This window comes from Microbacterium sp. (assembly GCF_029263575.1).
Classification (GTDB): Bacteria; Actinomycetota; Actinomycetes; order Actinomycetales; family Microbacteriaceae; genus Microbacterium.
The window spans coordinates 24,855-45,515 of the sequence record NZ_JAJUFV010000001.1 but is presented as its reverse complement, the minus strand read 5'-3'; the positions used below and the strand labels follow the sequence as shown (position 1 = coordinate 45,515).

The 20,661-nt window shown below is 66.5% G+C and carries 14 protein-coding genes; 2 read left to right on the top strand and 12 right to left on the bottom strand.

Features of this window, described 5'->3' with window-relative positions; translation table 11 throughout:
* Positions 1–68: 68 nt before the first annotated feature.
* From Q1J95_RS00175 to truB, 4 genes are read right to left on the bottom strand one after another with little or no spacing between them, the layout of a single operon-like run.
* A complete protein-coding gene (locus tag Q1J95_RS00175; protein ID WP_300264789.1) occupies positions 69–1,025 on the bottom strand; it encodes a bifunctional riboflavin kinase/FAD synthetase in 957 nt (318 codons plus the stop codon).
* A complete protein-coding gene (locus Q1J95_RS00170) occupies positions 1,022–1,444 on the bottom strand; it encodes a hypothetical protein (RefSeq protein WP_300264786.1) in 423 nt (140 codons plus the stop codon). Before Q1J95_RS00170 ends, Q1J95_RS00175 begins: the two co-directional genes overlap by 4 nt.
* Positions 1,445–1,489: 45 nt before the next feature.
* Positions 1,490–1,858, bottom strand: a complete 369-nt coding sequence (locus tag Q1J95_RS00165; protein ID WP_300264783.1) for a hypothetical protein — start codon at positions 1,856–1,858, stop codon at positions 1,490–1,492.
* A complete protein-coding gene (gene truB / locus Q1J95_RS00160; RefSeq protein WP_300264780.1) occupies positions 1,855–2,748 on the bottom strand; it encodes a tRNA pseudouridine(55) synthase TruB in 894 nt (297 codons plus the stop codon). The genes Q1J95_RS00165 and truB overlap by 4 nt, the downstream gene beginning before the upstream one ends.
* A gap of 32 nt (positions 2,749–2,780) precedes the next feature.
* Between truB and Q1J95_RS00155 the strand changes: the two genes are divergently transcribed.
* Complete coding sequence (locus Q1J95_RS00155; protein WP_300264777.1) at positions 2,781–3,674, top strand: A/G-specific adenine glycosylase; 894 nt, start codon at positions 2,781–2,783, stop codon at positions 3,672–3,674.
* Positions 3,675–3,739: 65 nt separating this feature from the next.
* Here the strand turns inward: Q1J95_RS00155 and Q1J95_RS00150 are convergent, their stop codons facing one another.
* From Q1J95_RS00150 to nusA, 8 genes are all read right to left on the bottom strand, one after another.
* Positions 3,740–5,650 carry a glycosyl hydrolase family 18 protein gene (locus Q1J95_RS00150; protein ID WP_300264774.1) on the bottom strand — a complete coding sequence of 637 codons (1,911 nt, stop codon included), beginning with the start codon at positions 5,648–5,650 and terminating at the stop codon, positions 3,740–3,742.
* A 103-nt stretch (positions 5,651–5,753) separates the two neighbouring features.
* Positions 5,754–8,351: a glycosyl hydrolase family 18 protein gene (locus Q1J95_RS00145; protein WP_300264771.1), complete on the bottom strand. Its 2,598-nt coding sequence runs from the start codon at positions 8,349–8,351 to the stop codon at positions 5,754–5,756.
* Between the two features lie 126 nt (positions 8,352–8,477).
* On the bottom strand, positions 8,478–10,670 hold the full coding sequence (locus tag Q1J95_RS00140; RefSeq protein ID WP_300264768.1) for a LuxR C-terminal-related transcriptional regulator: 2,193 nt from the start codon (positions 10,668–10,670) through the stop codon (positions 8,478–8,480).
* Positions 10,671–10,768: 98 nt separating this feature from the next.
* Positions 10,769–12,979 (bottom strand): helix-turn-helix transcriptional regulator, encoded by a 2,211-nt coding sequence (locus tag Q1J95_RS00135; RefSeq protein WP_300264766.1) that lies wholly within the window; start codon positions 12,977–12,979, stop codon positions 10,769–10,771.
* 84 nt (positions 12,980–13,063) lie between these two features.
* Positions 13,064–13,510 (bottom strand): 30S ribosome-binding factor RbfA, encoded by a 447-nt coding sequence (gene rbfA, locus Q1J95_RS00130; protein ID WP_300264763.1) that lies wholly within the window; start codon positions 13,508–13,510, stop codon positions 13,064–13,066.
* A 138-nt stretch (positions 13,511–13,648) separates the two neighbouring features.
* Positions 13,649–16,405, bottom strand: coding sequence for a translation initiation factor IF-2 (gene infB, locus Q1J95_RS00125; protein ID WP_300264758.1), 2,757 nt, complete (start codon positions 16,403–16,405; stop codon positions 13,649–13,651).
* Positions 16,406–16,464: 59 nt separating this feature from the next.
* Complete coding sequence (locus Q1J95_RS00120) at positions 16,465–16,737, bottom strand: YlxR family protein (protein ID WP_300264755.1); 273 nt, start codon at positions 16,735–16,737, stop codon at positions 16,465–16,467.
* Between the two features lie 39 nt (positions 16,738–16,776).
* On the bottom strand, positions 16,777–17,760 hold the full coding sequence (nusA, locus tag Q1J95_RS00115; RefSeq protein WP_300264753.1) for a transcription termination factor NusA: 984 nt from the start codon (positions 17,758–17,760) through the stop codon (positions 16,777–16,779).
* Positions 17,761–18,011: 251 nt separating this feature from the next.
* Between nusA and Q1J95_RS00110 the strand changes: the two genes are divergently transcribed.
* A complete protein-coding gene (locus tag Q1J95_RS00110; protein WP_300264750.1) occupies positions 18,012–20,546 on the top strand; it encodes a LamG-like jellyroll fold domain-containing protein in 2,535 nt (844 codons plus the stop codon).
* Positions 20,547–20,661: the final 115 nt, after the last annotated feature.

Here is a 20,661-nt window from a genome sequence, read left to right as displayed (position 1 = left end):
GTGGCACCGAGCCGGCGCACATCGAAAGAGGACTCGCCGATATCTTACGCCATGACGGCGCGGAATCGTTATGCGCGCACTTCGCCGGTGAGCAGTGCACGCGCGGCAGTCACATCGGCAGCCATCTGTGCTCGCAACGCATCGAGCCCGTCGAAGGCCACCATGCCGCGAAGACGTTCGGTGAACTCGACCGTCACATCGTGCCCGTAGAGATCGAGCGCATCTTCATCGAGCACGTGTGCTTCGACCTGTCGCACCAGCACATCGTCGAATGTCGGGTTGGTACCCACCGATATCGCGGACGGGTGCCGGATGCCGGTGTCGTGGTCGACGAGCCAGCCCGCGTAGATACCGTCAGCGGGAACGAGCGCGTCGACGATCTCGGAAAGGTTTGCGGTGGGAAAGCCCAGTTCGCGGCCGCGCTTGTGTCCGTGCACGACCTCGCCGCGCACGTCCACAGGCCGCTCGAGCACCGCCGCTGCCGCCTTGACATCCCCCGCCATGAGCAGCTCGCGAACCCAGCTCGACGAAACGCGCCGTTCGGAATCATCGAGGAACACATCGCCGACCACATCGACCGTGAAACCGTAGATCGGCCCAAGCTCGCGAAGAAGCTCGGGGGTTCCGGCGCCGCGGTGCCCGAACCGGAAGTCATTGCCCACCAGCACGGTCGACACGCGCAGGGCGCCGACGAGCGTGTCAGTGACGAAGTCTTCGGCTGACTGCGAGGCGAGTGCCTCATCGAAGGTCAACATCAGCGTCGCGTCGAGGCCGAGCTCGCCCAGCAGCTCCAGTTTGCGCTCCACCGTCGTGACGTTCTCCGGGCACAGCTCTGGCCGCAGCACCGCAAGAGGATTGCGGTCGAACGTGACCGCGACGGTGCGGGCGCCGGATGCCGCGGCATCCGCCTTCAACCTTTCGATGACCGCGCGGTGACCGGCGTGCACACCGTCGAACTTGCCGATCGCGACGGCGGAGCGACCGAAATCGGGTGGCACCTCACCGGGGTGGCGAAAGATCTTCACGGCGTCACCTCCTCGGCCGGTCGGTGCGTGATGAGCCACCAGATTCCGAATATCGGCAGCACCAGCGGGATGAACAGATAACCGCGCCCGAACACCGACCAGACCGAATCGTGCTGGAACAGCTCGGGAAGAACGATGCTGAGCGTACCCACGACGAGCACACCGGCGAGTTCGAAGACGATGGCCACCCAGGCGACGGTGTACCAGCCACGCCGCCCGGCCAGAATCAGGCCCAGCGTCGCGACGATGTACACGACCGCAGCGGCAGCCGAAAGCGAATACGCCACTGGCGCCTCGTCGAATCGGCGTACGATCTGCACGAAGCTGCGGCCCGTGGCCGCGAGGGCCATCACGGCGTAGACGATGACGAGGACACGGCCGATACCGGTCATCCGCGCGCGCGTTTGGGTGATGCTCATAGCGATTCCCATTCTACGTGCGACGGCGCATGCCCAACGCCGTGCCTAGGCAATCTGGATCGTCCAGATCACCTGCATGCGCCACGCCATGATGGCGATCGCGAACGCGACGACGCCGAGGATGACGGTACTCCATCGTGAGCGATCGATCAGTGCCCAGAACACTCCGCCGACCGGAAGGACAACTGCCGAGACGAGATAGACCCAGAATTCCAACAGGTCGCCGGTGGGTGGGTTTCCGGCCAGCGGTGCGATGATCGCCAGGACGACCTGCACGATCAGCAGCGCCTCGACGAGAGCGAGCGCACCGACGGAGAAATCGCTGGGGCGCCGACCCGCCAAGCCGGCGATGACGCAGAACAGTCCGGCCGCCACGGAGACGCCGATCAACACGATGGTGAACCACCCGATCATCGCGACTCCTCCGGCATGTTCATGCTGCTCTTCATGTCTTGACCACGCTTCGCCACGATTCCCACGAGCGTGCCGTCGGGATCGATGGCTGCGGCGAGCGCACCGCAGACGCGAGCAGCCTGACCGGCCAGGCGCTTGCCGTGGCGGAGGTCTCGTGCCTCGTCCGCCGATACCTCGATCGCCGTCAGCACCTGCCCGGCAGCCACGGCCGGCGTCAGCAGGGATGCCTCAGAGATGTTCTCGAGTTCGGCTGCGTGGTCGAGACTGAATGGCCCCACCCGCGTGCGTCGGAGTGCCGTGAGGTGGCCGCCGACGCCCAGCGCAGCGCCGAGGTCGCGGGCCAGCGCGCGAATGTAGGTGCCGGAGCTGCAGTCCACGATCACATCGAGGTCGAGGTGGCCGTCGCCCGAACGCTCCGCGAGCACGTCAAAGCGCGACACCGTGACGGTTCGGGCTTTCAACTCCACCTGCTCCCCGGCACGCACGCGGTCATAGGCGCGGCGTCCGTCGACTTTGATGGCCGAGACGGAGCTGGGAACCTGGGAGATCTCCCCCGTGAGCGCCTGCAGGTGCGCGGCGATGCCCGCTGGGGTGATGCCGCTGACCGCTGCGGGCTCGGCCACATCGACGATCTCGCCTTCGGCGTCGTCAGTGGTCGAGCTCTGCCCGAGACGGATGGTCGCGAGATAGGTCTTGTCAGCGCCGACGACATAGGTGAGAAGCCGCGTGGCCGCCTCAATGCCGATGACCAGCAGTCCGGTGGCCATCGGGTCGAGGGTTCCGGCGTGGCCGACCTTGCGCGTTCCGAAGGCGCGGCGTGTGCGGGCGACGACGTCGTGACTGGTCAGCCCACGGGGCTTGTCGACGAGAAGGATGCCGGGTTCGACCATCGTTCCAGCCTACCGAGGCCTAGGCTGAGAGGGTGCCCGCGCCATCGTCTTCCTCGCTCGCGCCTGCGCTTGCCTCGTGGTATCGCTCGAACGCTCGTGACCTGCCCTGGCGCCGCCCGGAGTTTCATCGATCGTTCGGCGCGTGGGGCACCCTGGTCAGTGAGTTCATGCTGCAGCAGACCCCGGTGGCGCGGGTGATTCCCCGTCTTCAGGCGTGGTTGGAGCGATGGCCGACACCGACGCAGCTTGCCGGGGCGACACCCGCAGAGGTCGTGCAGCAGTGGGCGAATCTCGGTTATCCGCGCCGGGCGCTGTGGTTGCACAGTGCGGCGGTGGAGATCACTCGGCGACACGGCGGTGAGGTTCCCCGCGACGTCGACGCCCTGCTCGCACTGTCGGGAATCGGTGACTATACCGCCAGAGCGGTGGCGGTGTTCGCGTTCGGCGACCGGCATCCGGTCGTGGACACCAACACCCGCCGCGTGCTCGCTCGCGCGATCGAGGGCGCCTCCTACCCCGGCCCGGCTGCGCGTCGCGATCTGGCGATGATGCAATCGCTGTTGCCGGAGGCGGATGCCGAATCCGCCGTGTTCAACGCGGCGATGATGGAGCTCGGCGCCACCGTCTGCACTTCACGCTCGCCCGCCTGTGAAAGTTGCCCACTGCGGACCGATTGCGCGTGGTTGGCGGCCGGTTGCCCCGATACCGGTGACAGGCGTCCCCGCCAGGCGCGCTACGAGGGCTCGGATCGTCAGGCGCGCGGGGCCGTGCTGCGTCATCTGCGCGAAGCTCCCGATGGCACAGCGTCGGTGGATGCTGTGCTGCATGACTGGGCCGATGAGATGCAGCGGGCACGGGCTGTGGACTCCCTCATCGCCGATGGGCTCATCGAGGCCACCGACACGGTGCTGCGTCTGCCGCGCTGACAGCGGCGGTGCCCCCGGAGTGTGCTCCGGAGGCACCGCCGCCGCTGGGGTGTTGGTCGGCTGTCCTATGCGCAGGCTCCGACCGATTCCCAGGCTCCCCACTGCTGGGATCCGGGAGTCTCGCCCTGGTTCCACCACTTCGCGGTGTACTCCGAGCCGTCATACGACACGGTGTCACCGCCGGTGTAGGCCGTTGACGCATCCCAGGCCGCAGCCGAGCAGTCGCCCGGGTCTGTCGGATCGGTGGGATCTGTCGGATCGGTGGGATCAGTGGGATCCGCATCATCACACGCGGCGTTCTGCTCCCAGACCGATGATGCACCCGGGGTGTCTCCCTGCGTCCACCACTTGGCGGTGTACTCGACGCCCTCGTAGGAGACGCTGTCACCTCCTGTGTAGACGGCCGAGGAGTCCCAAGCAGCGGCCGAGCAGTCGCCCGGATCCGTGGGGTCGGTCGGGTCAGTCGGATCGGTCGGATCGGTCGGGTCCGTCGGGTCCGTCGGGTCCGTCGGGTCCGTCGGGTCCGTCGGGTCCGTCGGGTCCGTCGGGTCCGTCGCGCCTCCCGGAGGAGCCGCGCGCAGCGCATCGGAGAGCACGGTGGTCAGATCTCCCTGACGGTCGCCCGAAAGGTCCCACCACATTCCGCCGCCCAGGTTGTTGTCGACGATGTAGTCGGCCTTCTGCGCAACCGACTGCGGGTTGTCGTAACTCCACCAGGTGTTGCCATCGTGCACCCAGGCCGCCCCGACTGCCGCGTCGAAGTAGTCGGTGCCCCGGTTCTTCAGCTCATCATAGTTCTCGATACCCGCTTCCCACGTGCCGGGGGCGGGACCGGTCGCCGAACCCCACGGGTCAGCGGAACTCGCGCCCGTCCAGCCTCGGCCGTACATCGCCAGTCCCAGACCGATCTGCGAGGAGTCGATCCCCGCGCCCAGATAGCTCTGCAGCGCCTGGTCGATGCTGAAGCTCCTGTCTGCTGGCCGAGGGTCAGCCGGGTCCGGGTACAGATTGCCCTGATGTCCGGTCAGCGTCGGGTCCCACGCGCCGTGCAGGTCGTAGCCCTGCAGGTTACCGAAGTCGAGATCCTCGAATATCTCCGGGTCGTTCCAACCACCGGCTTCGATGTCGGCGACGTTCGCCGGCAGGAAGGCCGAGAGCTGGTACTGCTTACCCGTTGTCGTCGAGAGGGCATCGAGCTGCGTGCGGAACTCATGAATCAGTGCCTTGAAGTTCGCCGCGTCGTTCTCGACGTCGACGATGTTTCCCACCTCGCCGTTGAGTGAACCCGGCCACTCCCAGTCGAGGTCGAAACCGTCGAACACCCCAGCAGCCGCGCCCGGACCGCCGCGCCCATCGATCACGGGCAGATTTCCCTTGATGTAGATGTCGATGCAGCTTTCGACGAAGTTCTGTCGAGACTCAGGCGTCGCCGCGGCCGCGGAGAAGTTCTTCGACCAGGTCCAGCCGCCCAGCGACAGCATGACCTTCAGATCAGGATTCTTCTGCTTGAGCTGCTTGAGCTGGTTGAACGACCCCGCCAACGGCTGGTCCCAGGTGTCTGCGACACCGGCGACAGAGTTGGCCTCGGTGTATCCCATGCCGAAGTCGGCCCACGCATCGCCCGCGCCGTCAGAGCCGTTGGGTCCGGTCCCCTGAGCCTTGTTCGCGATGAAGCACTCAAGGCTCTGGTAATGGATGTTGCCGAACGCGTAGTTGATGTGTGTGAGGTCTTCGGCGACACCCGAGACATCGAGCTGCTTGGCTTGGAAGTCGCGCCCGTAGACACCCCACTGCGTGAAGTATCCGACGTTGCGATAGCCGTTCAGCGCACTGGCTTCATCCGCGTCGACGGCCGTCCTCACTTCCGGCGCCTGCGCCGATGCCGCCATCGGGGCGGTCAGCGCCAGCGAGGTGGCCGTCACAGCTGTGGCGAGGGCGGCAACGATGCCGCGCCTTCGTGTTCTTCTCCCGATCATTTTTCCTCTTCTCCGGCGGCGACCGCAGTCGCCGCCTGTCCTCTTCCCGATCGATTCGTCGAGAAGATGTCTTCGGTCGGGGCGCTCGGCGCCACGCCCCTCGTCAACATGCCGTCCCGTCGCCCCAGACCGACCCACTTCCGGGAGCTTCCCCCTGCGTCCACCACTTCGCCACATAGGCACGTCCGTTGTGCGACACCGTGTCGCCACCGGTATAAACCTCGGCCGGGTCCCACGTCGCGGCTGTGCATTCATCACCGGTTCCGCCGTCGTCACCACCGGTTCCGCCGTCGGCACCTCCGCCGGGCGTCACCAGGGTCATTCCGCGCGCAAGGTCGTATACGGCGGCGTACTCCTGACCGTCGATCTCGATGCGCAAATTCGAGATCGACGCCATCGGCAGGCTCCACGACAGCGTCGTCCATGCGCTGCCTCCTGCGGGGATGCCGCCGCTGGGAACCGTCAGCTGGTAGGTGTGGAAATCGCCATCGAGTCCGCCGATGTTGTCACCGGTGTGATCGGAGTCGACCCAGGCGATGCCCCAGCCGTTCTGTTCTCCCATCTCGCCGGTATCGCTGGTGGCGGTGTCGAAGGTGATCGTTGACCCGGCAGGGATGTCAGCCTCCGAACCGTTGGTGAACGTGATCTTCGGCGTGATCGGGTAGTTGTTGTCGCCTAGCGCGAACTCACTGAAATTCACCTGCAGATCGATCATCTGGCTCGGCATCGGCTGGTCTGCCTTGGTCGCACCATAGGGCGTCGACTGCGACAGCCTGTCGTGCAGCAGGGTGACAAGCGTCGATCCCATGCCGTACTGCTGCTTCTGCTCGTCATAGGCGTAGTCGCCCGCGAGCTCCCAGATCATCACGCCGCCGATGCCCTCATCCGCCACGTAGTCAGCTTTGGCTGTGATGGCCTGATCCGAGTCGCCCGACAGGAAGGTACGCGTCGTGGGGTTCCACCACCACTCGACCTTCGTCGTCGCATCGAAGTGATGCTCGTAGGTTCCGGTGATCGTGGTCGGAGCGCCATATGACGCGGTGTAGTCGCCGACGATTCCGTTCTGAAGGTTCAGCACGTGCCAGATGGGATTGGCGCCAGCGCCCACTTCAGCACCGGTCTTGTCGAGATCGTGCCAGAGGTTGTCGATTCCCCGCGCTCCGGCGCCGCACGTGGAGTTACCACCCAACGATGGTCCCGTGCCGGGCGGGCACTGCGATTGATCGGCCATCGGCGCAGAGCCGTACAGACCGTTCGTGCCGCCCTGCACCCCCTCCCACCCGCGCGTATAGAACGGCACGCCGAGATTGATGCGTCCGGCGGGCATGGCCCCGCGGAAGTAGTGGTACGCCCAATCGGCGTTGAGATAGCCGATGTCGTCATAGGCGTTGTACACCCCGCCCGCGACGAGCTCAGGGTCCTGGCCGTCGTCGAAGAGAGCACCGTTGCCGCCGACGTAGGAGTTCCACGAGCCGTGCAGATCGTAGCTCATGATGTTCACGTAGTCGAGGTATTGCGCGACCTGGTAGACCTCGGCCCCGCGCAGCAGCCATCCGGATGCCGGCGCCGCGACCGTGAGCATATAGTGCTGGCCGTCCTCGGCTCCGGCACGGTCGAGGTGTTCGCGCAGGCTCTTCATGAGCGCTTCGTACCCGCTCCACAGCGTCGCACGACGCGGGTCGGAGAACGCATAGTCATCGGGGCTTCCCGCCTTGGCGTTGCTGTTCGCGTACTCGTAGTCGATGTCGACGCCGTCGAAACCGTACGTGCGGATGAACTCCACCGCCGATTCCGCGAAGGCATCGATCTTCGCCTGAGAATCCGTGAGCGTGTAGAAGCCGCCATCGGCGACACGGTTGCCGTCGCCGTCAAAGTGGCCGCCCGTCTCAGCCCAACCGCCGACCGAGATGAGCGTCTTGACACCCTCATGGTCCTGCTTGAACGAGTTGAGCATGTTCAGGTGCCCTGTGTAGGGCAGTTGCGGGTCCATGACTGCGCCCGGGTCATCCGGCCACGTCATATCGGTGGCCGGGTTGTCTTCGACATCCTGATTTACCGAAAGCTCGCCATTGGCGTCGATGTGCCCGAACGCGTAGTTGAGGTGGCTCACCTGGTTCCAGGGGATGTCGTCAGCGAGGTACGTCGGCTGAGAGTTGACACCTGTGCGCCAGCTCGTGAAGTAACCGATCACCCGGTGCTCCAGGCCGTTGGGCAGCATCTCTCTGCCATCGTCGTCGTAGACGGTGCAGTAGGGCACGTCCACGCCCGGCGTCTGGTACAGGCCGTCGGGGCGGCAGATCTCATCGGGGTTGTCTGTCCACGTCTCACCCGTTCCCGGATCAGGCTCCGGCGTCGGGTCAGGCTCCGGCGTCGGGTCAGGCTCCGGCGTCGGGTCAGGCTCCGGGTCGGGCTCAGGATCGGGGTCGGGGGCCGAGCCGTCGTCACAGGCCCCCAGGGACTCCCACGGTCCCCATGCCGACGAGCCCGGCTCCTCCCCTGTCGTCCACCACTTCGCGCGCACGTTCTCACCGTCGTGGGATGCCAGATCGCCGCCGGTGTACACCGCGTCGACTTCCCATGACGCAGCACATTCCTCTGCAGCAACGGCCGGCGGCGTCACGCTCATCAGCGCCGCCACCACGAGCGCGCTGACGCCCACCGCTGCGACGCGCATCCCTACTGTCGATCGTCGAAAAGACATCATTGCCTCCGTGCTTACTCGAACAGTGCACACTGCGACATCGCAGCACTGCTGACGCTATTGAAACCGGCCGAGCGGAGCATCCGTGCTTTCCACATACCTGCGCCCGCCGCGTTCGCCGACCGGTCAGATGAGCTGATTCGTCCGGTGCGCGAGGGCGATGAGCTCGCCCCTGCTGCGCACATCGAGCTTCGTGAACATCCGTCCGATGTGCACTTCGACCGTGCGAACCGACACGAACAGACGCTCTGCGACCTCACGATTGGTACGCCCGTCCGCCACAAGCATCGCGACCGCGAGCTCGCGGACGGTGAGCAGGGGTTCCCACGCCATCCGGCACACCCAGAGCGGATCATCCGGCACCGGAATCGGAGTCGTCGTCGGCAACGACGATCTCTCGGATCCCGCGCCGAGCTTCGCGATACGTGCTTCGACCGAACGAGCCCAGGCCGTCGCGCCTGCGTCGGCGAAGAGTGTGCGCGCCGTCCGCAAGTGCCGGACCCCGACCGCACGGTCTCCGCGGGTTGCGAAAGCCGTGCCGAGAAGCGCCTCGACCCGGGCTCGCTCGAAAGGCGAGACGATCTGCCTGCTCGAGTCAGCGACGTCTTGGTAGTCGTTCTCCCACGCGCTCTCGCGCGCAGCGCGGATGCGGTACAACAGCGCGCGCGAGCGCACGGCATCGGGCGGCGCGATCGACGCATCGGGGCCGTCGATGGGGCCGACTTCGTCAAGCCCCGGCAGGGCGAACACCGGCCCCGGCCCGCCGCGCTCTGCCCACAGCCGCACGTGGACGGCGGCCTGCTCCGAGTCGCCGGTCAGGTACGCGTCGATTCCGCGGTCAACGAGTCTGTCGCCGGGTGAGCTGACGGGGCGTGCCGCATCCAGAGCCATCGAGAGGGGACCCGGGCGTCCGTCGATGGCCATTTCCAGGCGCCGCGCCAGAGAGACGGCGATCCCGCCGAAGGGCAGGCCGACGGGAAGCTCGCGTGCCGTGTGCTCGAGTCCGCGCAGCGACGCATGCAGGTCACCATCCCACATACGCAGCAAAGCCTCGGCCACCGCCCGGTGTGCGCGGACGAACCGACTGCGTTCACCGCCCGCAATAGGTCCCTCGTCTGCACATCTCGACAGGCGCTCGCTGCTCGCCAGCAGACGCAGCCCGGCGGCCGAATCGCCGTCGAGCCCCTGTCGCAGCGCCGCGCACAGCGGCCACTGCGCGCTCTCGCCCTCGTCTCGCGAATCGATGAACAGCCCACTCCACGCTGTTGCCACGGCTGTCAGCCGAATGGGGCGGTCCACGTGCGTAGCCGCTTCCTGAGCCTCGGCGAACCACGTTCGATTTTCAACCGGTAGCGCCCGTTCGGCACTGAACGCCGCTGCCAACAGCGCCGCGCGGGCATAGCCGAGCCATCGGGGATCCTCTGCCGCCGTCGGCCGCTGTTGGCGCAGATCCGCCGTCGGCACGGCGCCGTTTCGCACCGTAGCCGCCACGACGAACCCCGGCAACGCATCCGACACCGACTGAGGATCGTCGCCATCGATCACCGACCCCAGCCAGTCGAGCGCGTCGTCGAGCCAGCCGCCGGCCAGGGCACAGCTGCCGGCGACGACTCGGGCGCGATCGAGATCGCGTGCATCAGCATGGCTGGCCGCCTCGCGGGCAGCCGCATACGCCAACGTCACCTGCGCACGACGTGTCGCATCCGCTGACAGGCACAGCAGCGACCCCGTCAACGACGCATCGCCTTGCACCGCACTCAACGCACGATGCCACAGCGAGCGTTCGGCGTCGCCGATTCGTGCGTACACGACGGCAAGGCGCTCGTGCGCGCGTGTCCGCTCGCTGAGCGATGCCCCCTCGTGCACCCAGATGCGCACACGCGCATCTGCGAATGAGAACCGGCTGGCCACGAGTGCGAGCTGCGTCGACAGCGAACCACCGAGCACCTCACTCATGCTTCTGCCCGTGGCCTCCAACAGCACATCAATGCGATCGTCGATGCAGATCGCCGCGAGCAGCAGGGCGTCCCGCTCCCACTCGCTCAGAGCGAGTGAGCTTCCCAGGGCAGCGATCGAGGGAACCAGCGGAAGCGGATCAGGCAGCGCCCGTAAGCCGTGACGCTGTTGTGATGACAAGCGCGCGGCGATCTCAGCGATCGTCCGCTCATCCCCTGCACAGGCTTCCGACACTGTGTGCGCGACGTCCGGCGACATCCACAGCGTCTGCGCTTTGCTCGGCATCGACAGGGACCTGCTGCGGCGTACCGGAGGCACCGAAGCCCGACGCACCTCCATTGGTACGGCGAATGTCGCTGCCATGCTGCCTCCGCTCATTGGATCGACCGCGGCATTATGTTAGCAAGGTTTACATTCCGGCACGAGAGCCCTCGGCGAGTCCCTCCTGGCCGGGTCCGGGATCAGAGATGTCGCGCCGTGCGATGCGCGAGCACTGTCAGTTGAACCCGGTTGCGAACCCCGAGCTTGGCGAAGATGCGTCCGGTGTGCACCTCGATCGTGCGCACCGTGATTCCCAACAGCTCCGCTATCTCTCGATTGGGAAGCCCCTCGACGACCCGCATCGCCACATCGAGTTCACGAGCGGTGAGCAGCGGCGCCCAGGCGCTGCGACTGGCGTGATGCGGGTCAGGCGTCGTAGCCGGCTCCTGCGTGACAACCACGGCCCCGGTCTCGGCGGCCTCGCGGACGTCGACGCGTCGCAGACGCTCGGCGACAGCTGCCGCCCACGCCTCGGCGCCGGCGTCTTCGAACAGGCTCTGCGCTATGTCGAGATGGCGACGCCCGGCGGCGCGCTCGCCGCGGATGACGCTCACCGAACCCAGCATGGCCTCGACACGCGCCCGTTCGAATGGCGATCGCAGTGCTCGACCGGCGCGTGCGATGGCGGCGTGCTCGCGCTGCCACGCCGCATCGGGAAGCTGCCGAATGCGATGGCGCAGCGCACGCGCTGTGGTCTGCTCCGGAGGTTCGACGTTCGCGCGCTCGTCAAGCGGCCCGATCTCGTCAAAGCCGGGTACGGCAAGCGGATGCTCGGGCGCTCCCCGATCGCGCCACAGCGTCAGCATGCGCGCCGCTTTGCTGTTGCGTCCCGCCAGATATGCCACCAGCCCGTGGTCGACGAGCCGATCGACGCGGATGCCTCGTGGCAATGTCGCCGCTACCGCGCGCGCCAACACGCCGGGGGCCCCATCAACGGCGATATCGAGGCGATGCGCGAGTGTCGACCCCATACCGGCGAAGGGCAGTCCGACGGGGAGAGTCACCAGGGCGGCTGCGAGCGCGGATCTCGCGGTCGTGATGTCACCGTGCCAGAAGTACAGCAATGCTTCGGTGACGACCAGGTACGCCTCCACGAGCGGGCTGTTCTCCAGCCCGACGAGGAGCGGATCCGGCTCGCTGACCAGACCCGCCCGAGCCCGGGCGATAATGCGCAGCCCCTCATCGATATCGCCGTCCAGCGCGTGGCGCAGTGCGGCGATGACACCACCGGAGAACGGCCCGGTGCCGCACGGGGCCGCGAGAGAGGTCTCTCCTGTGAGCATCCAGCACAGCGTGACAACGGGATCGCGAAGTGTGCCGTTCGCCCCGGTTCGCGCATCCGCTTCGCGCAGTTCTGCCAGCCAGAGACGCATGGCCGAGTGCGCCGCACGCTCGGCGCACAGGGCCGCGGCGACACCTGCCGCGCGCCCCCAGCGGCGCCAGTGCGCGACATCCTCGCCGCGTGGCCGATGCTCGGCCGGATCGATCACCGGCACCGTGCCGTGCAGGCACGTCTCGGCGATGAACACGTTCGCCAGTGCCTGCGCGCGCGACTCTCGCCGCCCACGCGGAAAGAGCGCACGCAACCATTCCACGCCGTCGTTCACATAGCCGGCTCCAACCGACGACGCCCCCGCGATGAGATAGGCCTGTTCCCCTTCCCCAGCGCCGGAGTGCTCGGCCGCCTCGGCCGCAACACGGCACCCCCACAGCGGATGTCCGCGGTTCACGAGGCTACGAGCTTCGGTGAGAAGTGTCGGGACAACCGCCGGAATGCGCAGCTGCGCCCCGCGGGCACGGTGCCAGTCAGCGAGCACCGGTTCATCCCGTGCGAGGTGAGCCCGGCTGAGTCGGTCATGGGCCCGGGCCGACTCCTCGACGTGCGCCGTTCGAAGCATCCATTCGCCCAGACGCGGATCGACGAAGGCGAATCGGCCGCGAGAGATCTTCAGGTGCACGCCGTTCGCACCCATCGCGAGGGTTTCGACGGTGATCTCGGCTGCCTGCGCGAGAACCTCCACGTCATCGACACTGCACAGCGCGGCGATCACGAGCAGACGGCGCTCATCATCGCTGAGCTCAAGCGGCTCGAAGAGCCCGGCCATTGCGCGTGTAGCGGGCAGAACTCGCGGTAGTGCGCTGTGCCCCCGCCGCTGCGACGGTGTCAAAGCGGCAGCCACCTCGCACACCGTTCGCGTGTCGTTGTTCAGTCGCTTCGCCAGCTGTGCCACGACGTGCGGTGCGGTCTCGATTCTCTGCTCAAGCAGAGCGGCGGTGAGCTCCGTGACGATCCCATGCGCGTCGGAGATTCGAGGGCGCACCGAGACAGCGTTCAGCCACGCTGTTGTCACGATCTTCGAATTCCCCCTGAGGACGCGCTACACCCACGCCGTGTTGGCGACGGGGATCACAGTAGCAAGCGGAGGCTCACCGATCTACTGTGTGACGTCATCTGGGTCATCTGCGTCATCTGCGCGCAGATAGGGGTCGGCGTCACCGGCGTGGGTAGCCGACGACGCAAGCTTTGCGACCTCGGCGTCACGTTGGCGCGCCTCGTTCAGCAGCGCCGTGATGTTGTCTGCGTTCTCGGGGAGGGCGTCTGCGATGAACTCAAGCGTCGGCACCAGGCGCGTACTGAGCTGACGACCGACTTCGCTACGCAGCATGCCGGTCGCTGAGGCCAGCGCAGCGCCGCTGGAGGCACGCTCGTCGTCTGTTCCCAGCACCGTGTAGAACACCGAGGCATGCTGCAGGTCGCCGGATACGCGCACATCAGTGATGGTGACGAAGCCCAGGCGCGGATCGCGCAGGCCCTTCTCCAGGCGCTCAGCCAGGATGACGCGGATGCGGTCCGCAAGGCGCGCCTGTCGTTCTCCAGCCATTTCTTCTACTCCTGTTCAACTCGCGGTGAGCCGAGTGAGGAGATGGATGCCTCGGTCCTGAGCATCGGGGTGCCTCGCGAAGCGAGGCGGGGTCCCCGCTCTGCGAAGGACGAGGCATCCATCTCCTCACGGGGACGGTCAGCCGCGAGGCTTCTCCACCATCTCCGTCGTCTCGATCTCGTCGCCGACCTGGATGTCGTTGAACTTGCCGAGTCCGATACCAGCTTCGAAGTCCGTGCGGACCTCGGTGACGTCGTCCTTGAAGCGGCGCAGCGACTCAATGGCCAGGCCATCGGCCAGCACGACGCCATCGCGGATGATGCGAGCCTTCGCGTTGCGGGTGATGGTTCCCGAGCGCACGATGACACCGGCGATGTTGCCGAACTTCGAGGAGCGGAACACCTCGCGGATCTCGGCGACGCCCGACTGCACTTCTTCGAACTCCGGCTTGAGCATGCCCTTGAGGGAGCCCTCGATCTCGTCGATCGCGGAGTAGATGACCGAGTAGAAGCGAACGTCGACGCCTTCGCGTGCCGCAGCTTCGCGTGCCTTGGGATCGGGACGAACGTTGAACCCGACGATGATCGCGTCATCGATCGTGGCCAGGTTGACGTCCGACTCGGTGATCGCACCGACACCGCGGTGGATGATACGCAGCTGCACCGACTCGTCGACCTCGATCTTCATGAGCGACTCTTCCAGCGCCTCCACGGCACCAGACACGTCACCCTTGATGATGAGGTTGAGCGTCTCGACCTTGCCCTCTTCGAGCGCACGGGTGAAGTCTTCCAGCGAGATGCGCTTGCGGGCCTTGGCCAGCAGCGCGTTGCGCTCGACAGCTTCACGCTTCTCAGCGATCTGGCGAGCCATGCGGTCTTCTTCGGTGACGATGAACACATCGCCGGCGCGCGGTACGGAGTTCAGCCCCTGCACCTGCACCGGACGCGAGGGGGCGGCCGCTTCGACCGCCACGCCATTCTCGTCGAGCATGGCGCGCACGCGGCCGTAGGCGGTGCCTGCCACGATCGAGTCACCCACGCGAAGCGTTCCCGACTGGATGAGCACGGTCGCGATCGAACCACGGCCCTTGTCGAGCTTCGCTTCGATGGCGACACCGCGCGCGGCCTTGTTCGGGTTCGCCGTCAGGTCAAGACCCGCGTCGGCGACCAGGAGCACAGCGTCGAGGAGCTCCTGGATTCCGGTGCCCTTGCGCGCCGAAACGTCCACGAACATGACATCGCCACCGAACTCTTCGGCGACCAGGCCGTATTCGGTCAGCTGCAGACGCACCTTGGCCGGGTTCGCCTCGGGCTTGTCCACCTTGTTCACGGCGACGACGATCGGAACCTCGGCAGCCTGTGCGTGGTTCAGCGCCTCGACCGTCTGCGGCATGATCCCGTCATCGGCCGCGACCACGAGGATCGCGAGGTCAGTGACCTGGGCACCACGCGCACGCATGGCGGTGAATGCCTCGTGACCCGGGGTGTCGATGAAGGTGACCGCACGCTCGACGTCCTCGTGCTCGGTCCAGACCTGGTACGCACCGATGTGCTGGGTGATGCCGCCGGCTTCTCCCTCAATGACGTTGGTCTTGCGGATCGCGTCGAGCAGTCGCGTCTTACCGTGATCGACGTGGCCCATCACCGTGACCACCGGAGGACGGATCTCGAGATCCTCATCGCTTTCGGCTTCGAGCTCTTTATCGAGATCGAGACCGAACCCTTCAAGGAGCTCTTTGTCCTCGTCCTCGGGCGAGACCATCTGGATCTTGTAGCCGAGCTCTTCACCGAGCACCTCGAACGTCGCTTCGTCCAGCGACTCGGTGGCTGTGGCCATCTCGCCGAGGTTGAACAGAATCGTCACCAGGGTGCTGGGCTGAACCGTGTAGCCGGTCAGCGCCTCGATCTTGTCTGCGAAGTCGGCGATGGATGCGCCGCGGCGCATGCGGATGGTCTCACCGTTGCCGCGGGTGACGTTGATGCCGCCGACAACGGGTGCCGACCGCATCTCGAATTCTTGCCGTTTCGCCCTACGCGACTTACGCTGCTTGGACTTGCCACCGCCCTTGCCGAAGGCACCCGCGGTACCACCACCGGGGCCACGGCCGCGACCGCCACCACCGGGACGACCGGCGAAGCCGCCGCGACCCGGAGCGCCACCAGGGCCACCGCCACCGGGACGACCGGGACCGCCGGAGCGCTGCTGGAACGGAGCGCCGCCGGGACGACCGCCCTGTCCGCCGCGGGCGCCGCCCGGACGAGGAGAGCCAGGTCGCGGTGCACCGGGACGCGGCGCACCGGGGCGCGGAGCCTGCGGACGGGGGATGTTGCCCGGCGTCGGGCGCTGGCCCATGCCCTGCGAGGAAGCGAAGGGGTTATTTCCTGGGCGAGGGCCGGACGGACGCTGGCCCATGCCCTGCGAAGTGGAGAAGGGGTTGTTCCCCGGACGCGGCGCACCAGGCTTCGGAGCACCCTTGTCGGGCGAAGCCTGAGATGCGGTCTCAGCCGCTGGCGCCGGTGCATCTTTCGCCGGTGCCTCCGGGGTCGGCGCCTCGGCGGCCGGTTTCGCTTCGGGGGCAGGCTTCGGTCCTGGCTTAGGGCCAGGGGTCGGAGCCTTGGGCCCGGGCTTCGCAGCACCGGACTTCGCAGCACCGGGCTTAGCCGCTGCGGGCTTGGCAGTCGCTGCGCCCTTGGCGGCAGCAGGCTTCTCCTCTGCCTTGGGTTTCGCATCCGCGTCGGCCTCGATGGCAGCGCGAAGTTTGCGTGCCACAGGCGGCTCGACAGTCGACGAAGGACTCTTGACGAACTCGCCAATCTCCTTCAGCTTGGCAAGTGCGAACTTGCTGTCGACGCCGAGTTCAGCGGCAATCTCATGTACGCGTGGTTTGGCAGCCACAATTCTCCTGTCTGGGTCGGTCTGCCCAGACAGGGCAGACCACTAGTTGCGGACGGGTCTCATTTCGAGCCGTTCACTTTGTTTCCATAGCCGTTCAGCCGTTTCTCGATGGTCTGCGTGTCCAGCGGTGAGGACACACGGAGGGCTCGTGCGAAAGCACGGCGCCGCAGCGCGGTTTCCATGCATTCCTGCGTCGGATGCAGCCACGCGCCCCTCCCCGGCAACACGGCACGCTCATCGACGATGAGGACACCATGGTCTGCCACCACTCTGATCAGAGCAGATCGGGAAGCACGCACGCGACAACCGACGCATGTTCGTACAGGTTCCATCCTACACCGCCTACCGGAGAGGCAACTGCGCGTTGCCGGTCAGTCGAGGATGCTGTCGGGCTGGATATCGATCTTCGCGCCCGTGAGCTTGGCCGCGAGTCGGGCGTTCTGACCTTCTTTGCCGATCGCCAGCGAGAGCTGGTAGTCGGGCACCAGCGCGCGAACCGCCTTGGTGCCGGCATCCAGCATGAAGGAGCTGGTGACCTTCGCCGGCGACAGCGCATTCGCCACGAACGCAGCGAGCTCGGAATCGTAGTCGACGATGTCGATCTTCTCGCCGGCGAGTTCTTCGGTCACAGCACGCACACGACGGCCGAGTTCGCCGATGCATGAGCCTTTGGCGTTGATCGACGGGTCATTGGCCTTCACCGCGATCTTGGTTCGGTGGCCAGCCTCACGGGCGAGCGAGACGATCTCGACGAGTCCGGCAGCGATCTCCGGCACCTCCAGCGCGAAGAGCTTGCGCACCAATCCGGGATGCGTGCGCGAAACAGTGATCTGGGGACCTTTGAGCCCTTTCGCGACGCTCGTGACGTAGACGCGCAGGCGCGAACCGTGGGCGTAGTCCTCGCCAGGGACCTGTTCTTCGGGAGGGAGGATGGCCTCGACCGACCCCAGGTCGATGTGGATCATGCGCGGGTTCGGGCCCTGTTGGATGACACCGGCGACGATGTCGCCCTCTTTGCCCTTGAACTCGCCCAGCACGGCGTCGTCGGCGATGTCGCGCAGACGCTGGCTGATGACCTGCTTCGCGGCGAAGGCGCCGATGCGCCCGAAATCCTCGGGAGTGGCATCCTCTTCGCCGATGATCGCGCCCTCGGCGTCGGTCACCGCCTGCAGCACGGCCACGTGCCCGCTCGCTTCGTCGAGCTTCACACGGACGCCGACCGGAACAGCGCCGTCTTCGGAGACGTGCTTACCGTACGCCGTCAGGACGGCCTGCTCGATGATGGCGACGAGCTCTTCGAAAGGAATCGCCTTTTCCTTCTCGATCCCGCGCAGCAGCCCCAGTTCGATTTCCATAACGGCCTCCGTATTCAGCTCTCGCCGCAGCATCCTGCACGCGCGGCACCGTTCTACGATACCCGGTCACAGCGGGGGCCGCCGCTGAGACGCTGTGGGCTCGTTGCCGCTGTGCAACCTCGCGTCCGTCTGCTGGCAACTCTTCGGCAACCTGCCGGGGCCATTGTGGCGTGCACACGCCTGCTTCGGCCGATCCGCGACGATCGGACGAGAGGTGAAATCCCCCTCCCCCCGACTCGAAGGATCATTCGTTGCGTCCGTCAACCACCCTCTCTGTCTCTCGCCGACGACGCGCCGCTGGTTGCGTCGCCGGCGCACTCGCGGTCGGCCTCGCCGCTGGCCTCCTCTCGACATCCACCGCGCTACCTGCGTCGGCCGCCGCCGAGGACACCGACCTCGCCTCGCGCTTCACCCTCCCGGTGTTGCCCGATACCCAGTTCTACTCCCGGTACTCCGCCGAGCAGTTCCAGCCTCGATACGGGACAGACCCCTTCGCGACGCAGACCGCGTGGATCGCCGAGAACGCGTCGGAGCTGCGCATTCCCTTCACCGCTCACGTCGGCGACATCGTCGACCGCGCCACTGTGGAGGCGGAGTGGCAGGCCGCCGACCGCGCAATGCAGAATCTCGAGGACGCCGGACAGTCGTACTCGATCCTCACGGGCAACCACGATGTCCTCAACAGCAGCGCGAGCCTCGTCGACACCGACTATGACCTCGACGCCGAGCCGTTCCTGAAGTGGTTCCCCGTCGAGCGAGCCGCCGCTGATCCGTCCTACCAGGGCAGCGACCCCACAGGTCTCAGCCGGTATCACATCTTCGAAGCCGAAGGGCAGGAGTTCATGGTGCTGACGCTCCCCTGGCGGGTGTCTGAGGCGACACTGGCCTGGGCGGATTCAGTGATGGCGGAGCATCCGACCGTTCCCGTGATCCTCACCAGCCATGAGGTGCTCAACATCGATGCCGACGGAGAGAGCCCGCGCGAGACGGAGTACGGCCTGATGCTCTGGGACAAGCTCATCGCAGACAACGACCAGATCTTCCTCACCTTCAACGGGCATTTCCACGGCGCGACGCGGCTGACGAAGGTCAACAACTTCGGTCACGACGTCCATGAGGTCCTGATCGACTACCAGATGGCGTACGAGGGCGGAAACGGCTATCTCGGGCTGCTCGAGTTCGACCTGACCAACGGACAGATCAACGCGCAGACGGCGTCGCCGTGGGTCGTTTCCAAGCCGCAGGAGACGCTGACCAGCTACGATCAGCCGTTCCTGGAAGGTCCGCAGCAGCAGTACAGCATCGACATCGACTTCGCCGCGCGCTTCGCCGGGTTCAACCCCGACTTCGGTGCCGGAACCACAGCGGATGAGCCGTCGCTGACGCAGCGCGCACGTGACATTCTGCTTGACGGCTTCGAGGGCCCTGATCCCCGCGACACGGCATACCCGGGCAACGAGCTCGACTTCCCCGAGGCGCCGGGTACCCTCGCGCACTGGCGCTTCAACGGACTGGACGGCGACGTGGATGCCGACACCGTCGTCGCCGATATCGCCGGCGACAACGATCTGCACCGCGTCGACCCCGCCGAGACGAACGCCGTCGGCGCCGAGTGGTCGGACGTCACCATCGAAAGCTCCGACGTGCACGGATACTCATCGGACGGTGCGGCCGTCTGCTTCGCCGACTCGTCGGCCGAGCGCTACAGCTACCTCACGACCGCGGCCGACGCTGCCATCAACGACGCCGATCTCTCCAGCGGATACACGATCGAGACCTTCGTGAAGCTGGACGCCGAGTGGGATGCCTCGGCCAACGGCTGGTCGAAAGCTCTGGTGCGCACGGGCAACCGTTCGCACACCGACATGCCGCCGAGCCAGTGGGACTACACCGCATCGCCGACCGCGCTCGGCATCTCGAACCTGCGTGAGTTCCAGTACACGAGCCTGTCGGCAGACGCCACCAAGGGCGATCGTGTCAACTGGTCGGGTGAGATCATGCCCGACGCCTGGTCGCACGTCGCGATCGTGAACGACCCGCAGACGAAGGCCACGACGATGTACGTCGATGGCGCTCCGGTGCTGCGCAACGCCGTCGACACGGTCGGGATGACGTGGAACGAGGGCATGCCGTGGATCATCGGCGCCGACTGGTCCGATGACGCCGCCCGCAACGGCTGGCACGGATGCATCGGCGAGACCCGCATCATCGATCGCCCCACGACGCCCGATGAGTGGCTCACGCAACGTGCCGACCTGAGCGGTCTGGAGATCGCTTCGGCACCGTCCGGAGCCCTGCCGATCGGTACGGATTCTGTTGAGCTGAGTGGCACCGGATTCCCCGGCGCCGAGATCGTCGTGTCATCGTCGACGCCGGGCATCGCTCGCGCGAGCTTCGCCTCCGCCGCTGACACCTCAGCCACCGTGGCAACGGTGAACGATGACGGCACGTGGACGTTCGCGCTTTCCGAGCTCGCCGCCGGAGCCTACGACGTCACTGTCGCGCAGGCGCTGGGCGCTCGCACGAGCGATCCGCTGTCGGTCTCGTTCGAGATTGCCGCCGCACCGACCGATCCGCCCGCTGTGGACGGGCCCGGTGACGGATCAGACGAAGAGCCCGGTGAGCTGCCCCGTGACGACAGCGGTTCGGCCGCTGGCGGCGACGGCACCCTTCCCGCTACCGGGCTGGACGGAAGCTTCTGGGTCGCCCTCTCGGCGGCAGTCGCCGCCCTTCTGGCCGGCGGTGGTCTGGTCGCCTTCAGCATCCGTCGGCGCACACACACCTGATCACCCACCCCGATCCGATCACGACACGGGGCCGACCGCGGCAAGTGCCAGCGCGGTCGGCCCCGTCGTCATCTGTCAGCGTGAGGTCCCACATCGGCGGGGCCGTGGCGCGAAC

Coding starts and splice junctions, on each gene's coding strand:
- nusA (WP_300264753.1), bottom strand. CDS start 17,760: ATGGAAATCGAACTGGGGCTGCTGCGCGGGATCGAGAAGGAAAAGGCG.
- Q1J95_RS00150 (WP_300264774.1), bottom strand. CDS start 5,650: ATGATCGGGAGAAGAACACGAAGGCGCGGCATCGTTGCCGCCCTCGCC.
- Q1J95_RS00165 (WP_300264783.1), bottom strand. CDS start 1,858: ATGATCGGGTGGTTCACCATCGTGTTGATCGGCGTCTCCGTGGCGGCC.
- rbfA (WP_300264763.1), bottom strand. CDS start 13,510: ATGGCTGGAGAACGACAGGCGCGCCTTGCGGACCGCATCCGCGTCATC.
- truB (WP_300264780.1), bottom strand. CDS start 2,748: ATGGTCGAACCCGGCATCCTTCTCGTCGACAAGCCCCGTGGGCTGACC.
- Q1J95_RS00120 (WP_300264755.1), bottom strand. CDS start 16,737: ATGGAACCTGTACGAACATGCGTCGGTTGTCGCGTGCGTGCTTCCCGA.
- Q1J95_RS00140 (WP_300264768.1), bottom strand. CDS start 10,670: ATGGCAGCGACATTCGCCGTACCAATGGAGGTGCGTCGGGCTTCGGTG.
- Q1J95_RS00145 (WP_300264771.1), bottom strand. CDS start 8,351: ATGTCTTTTCGACGATCGACAGTAGGGATGCGCGTCGCAGCGGTGGGC.
- Q1J95_RS00170 (WP_300264786.1), bottom strand. CDS start 1,444: ATGAGCATCACCCAAACGCGCGCGCGGATGACCGGTATCGGCCGTGTC.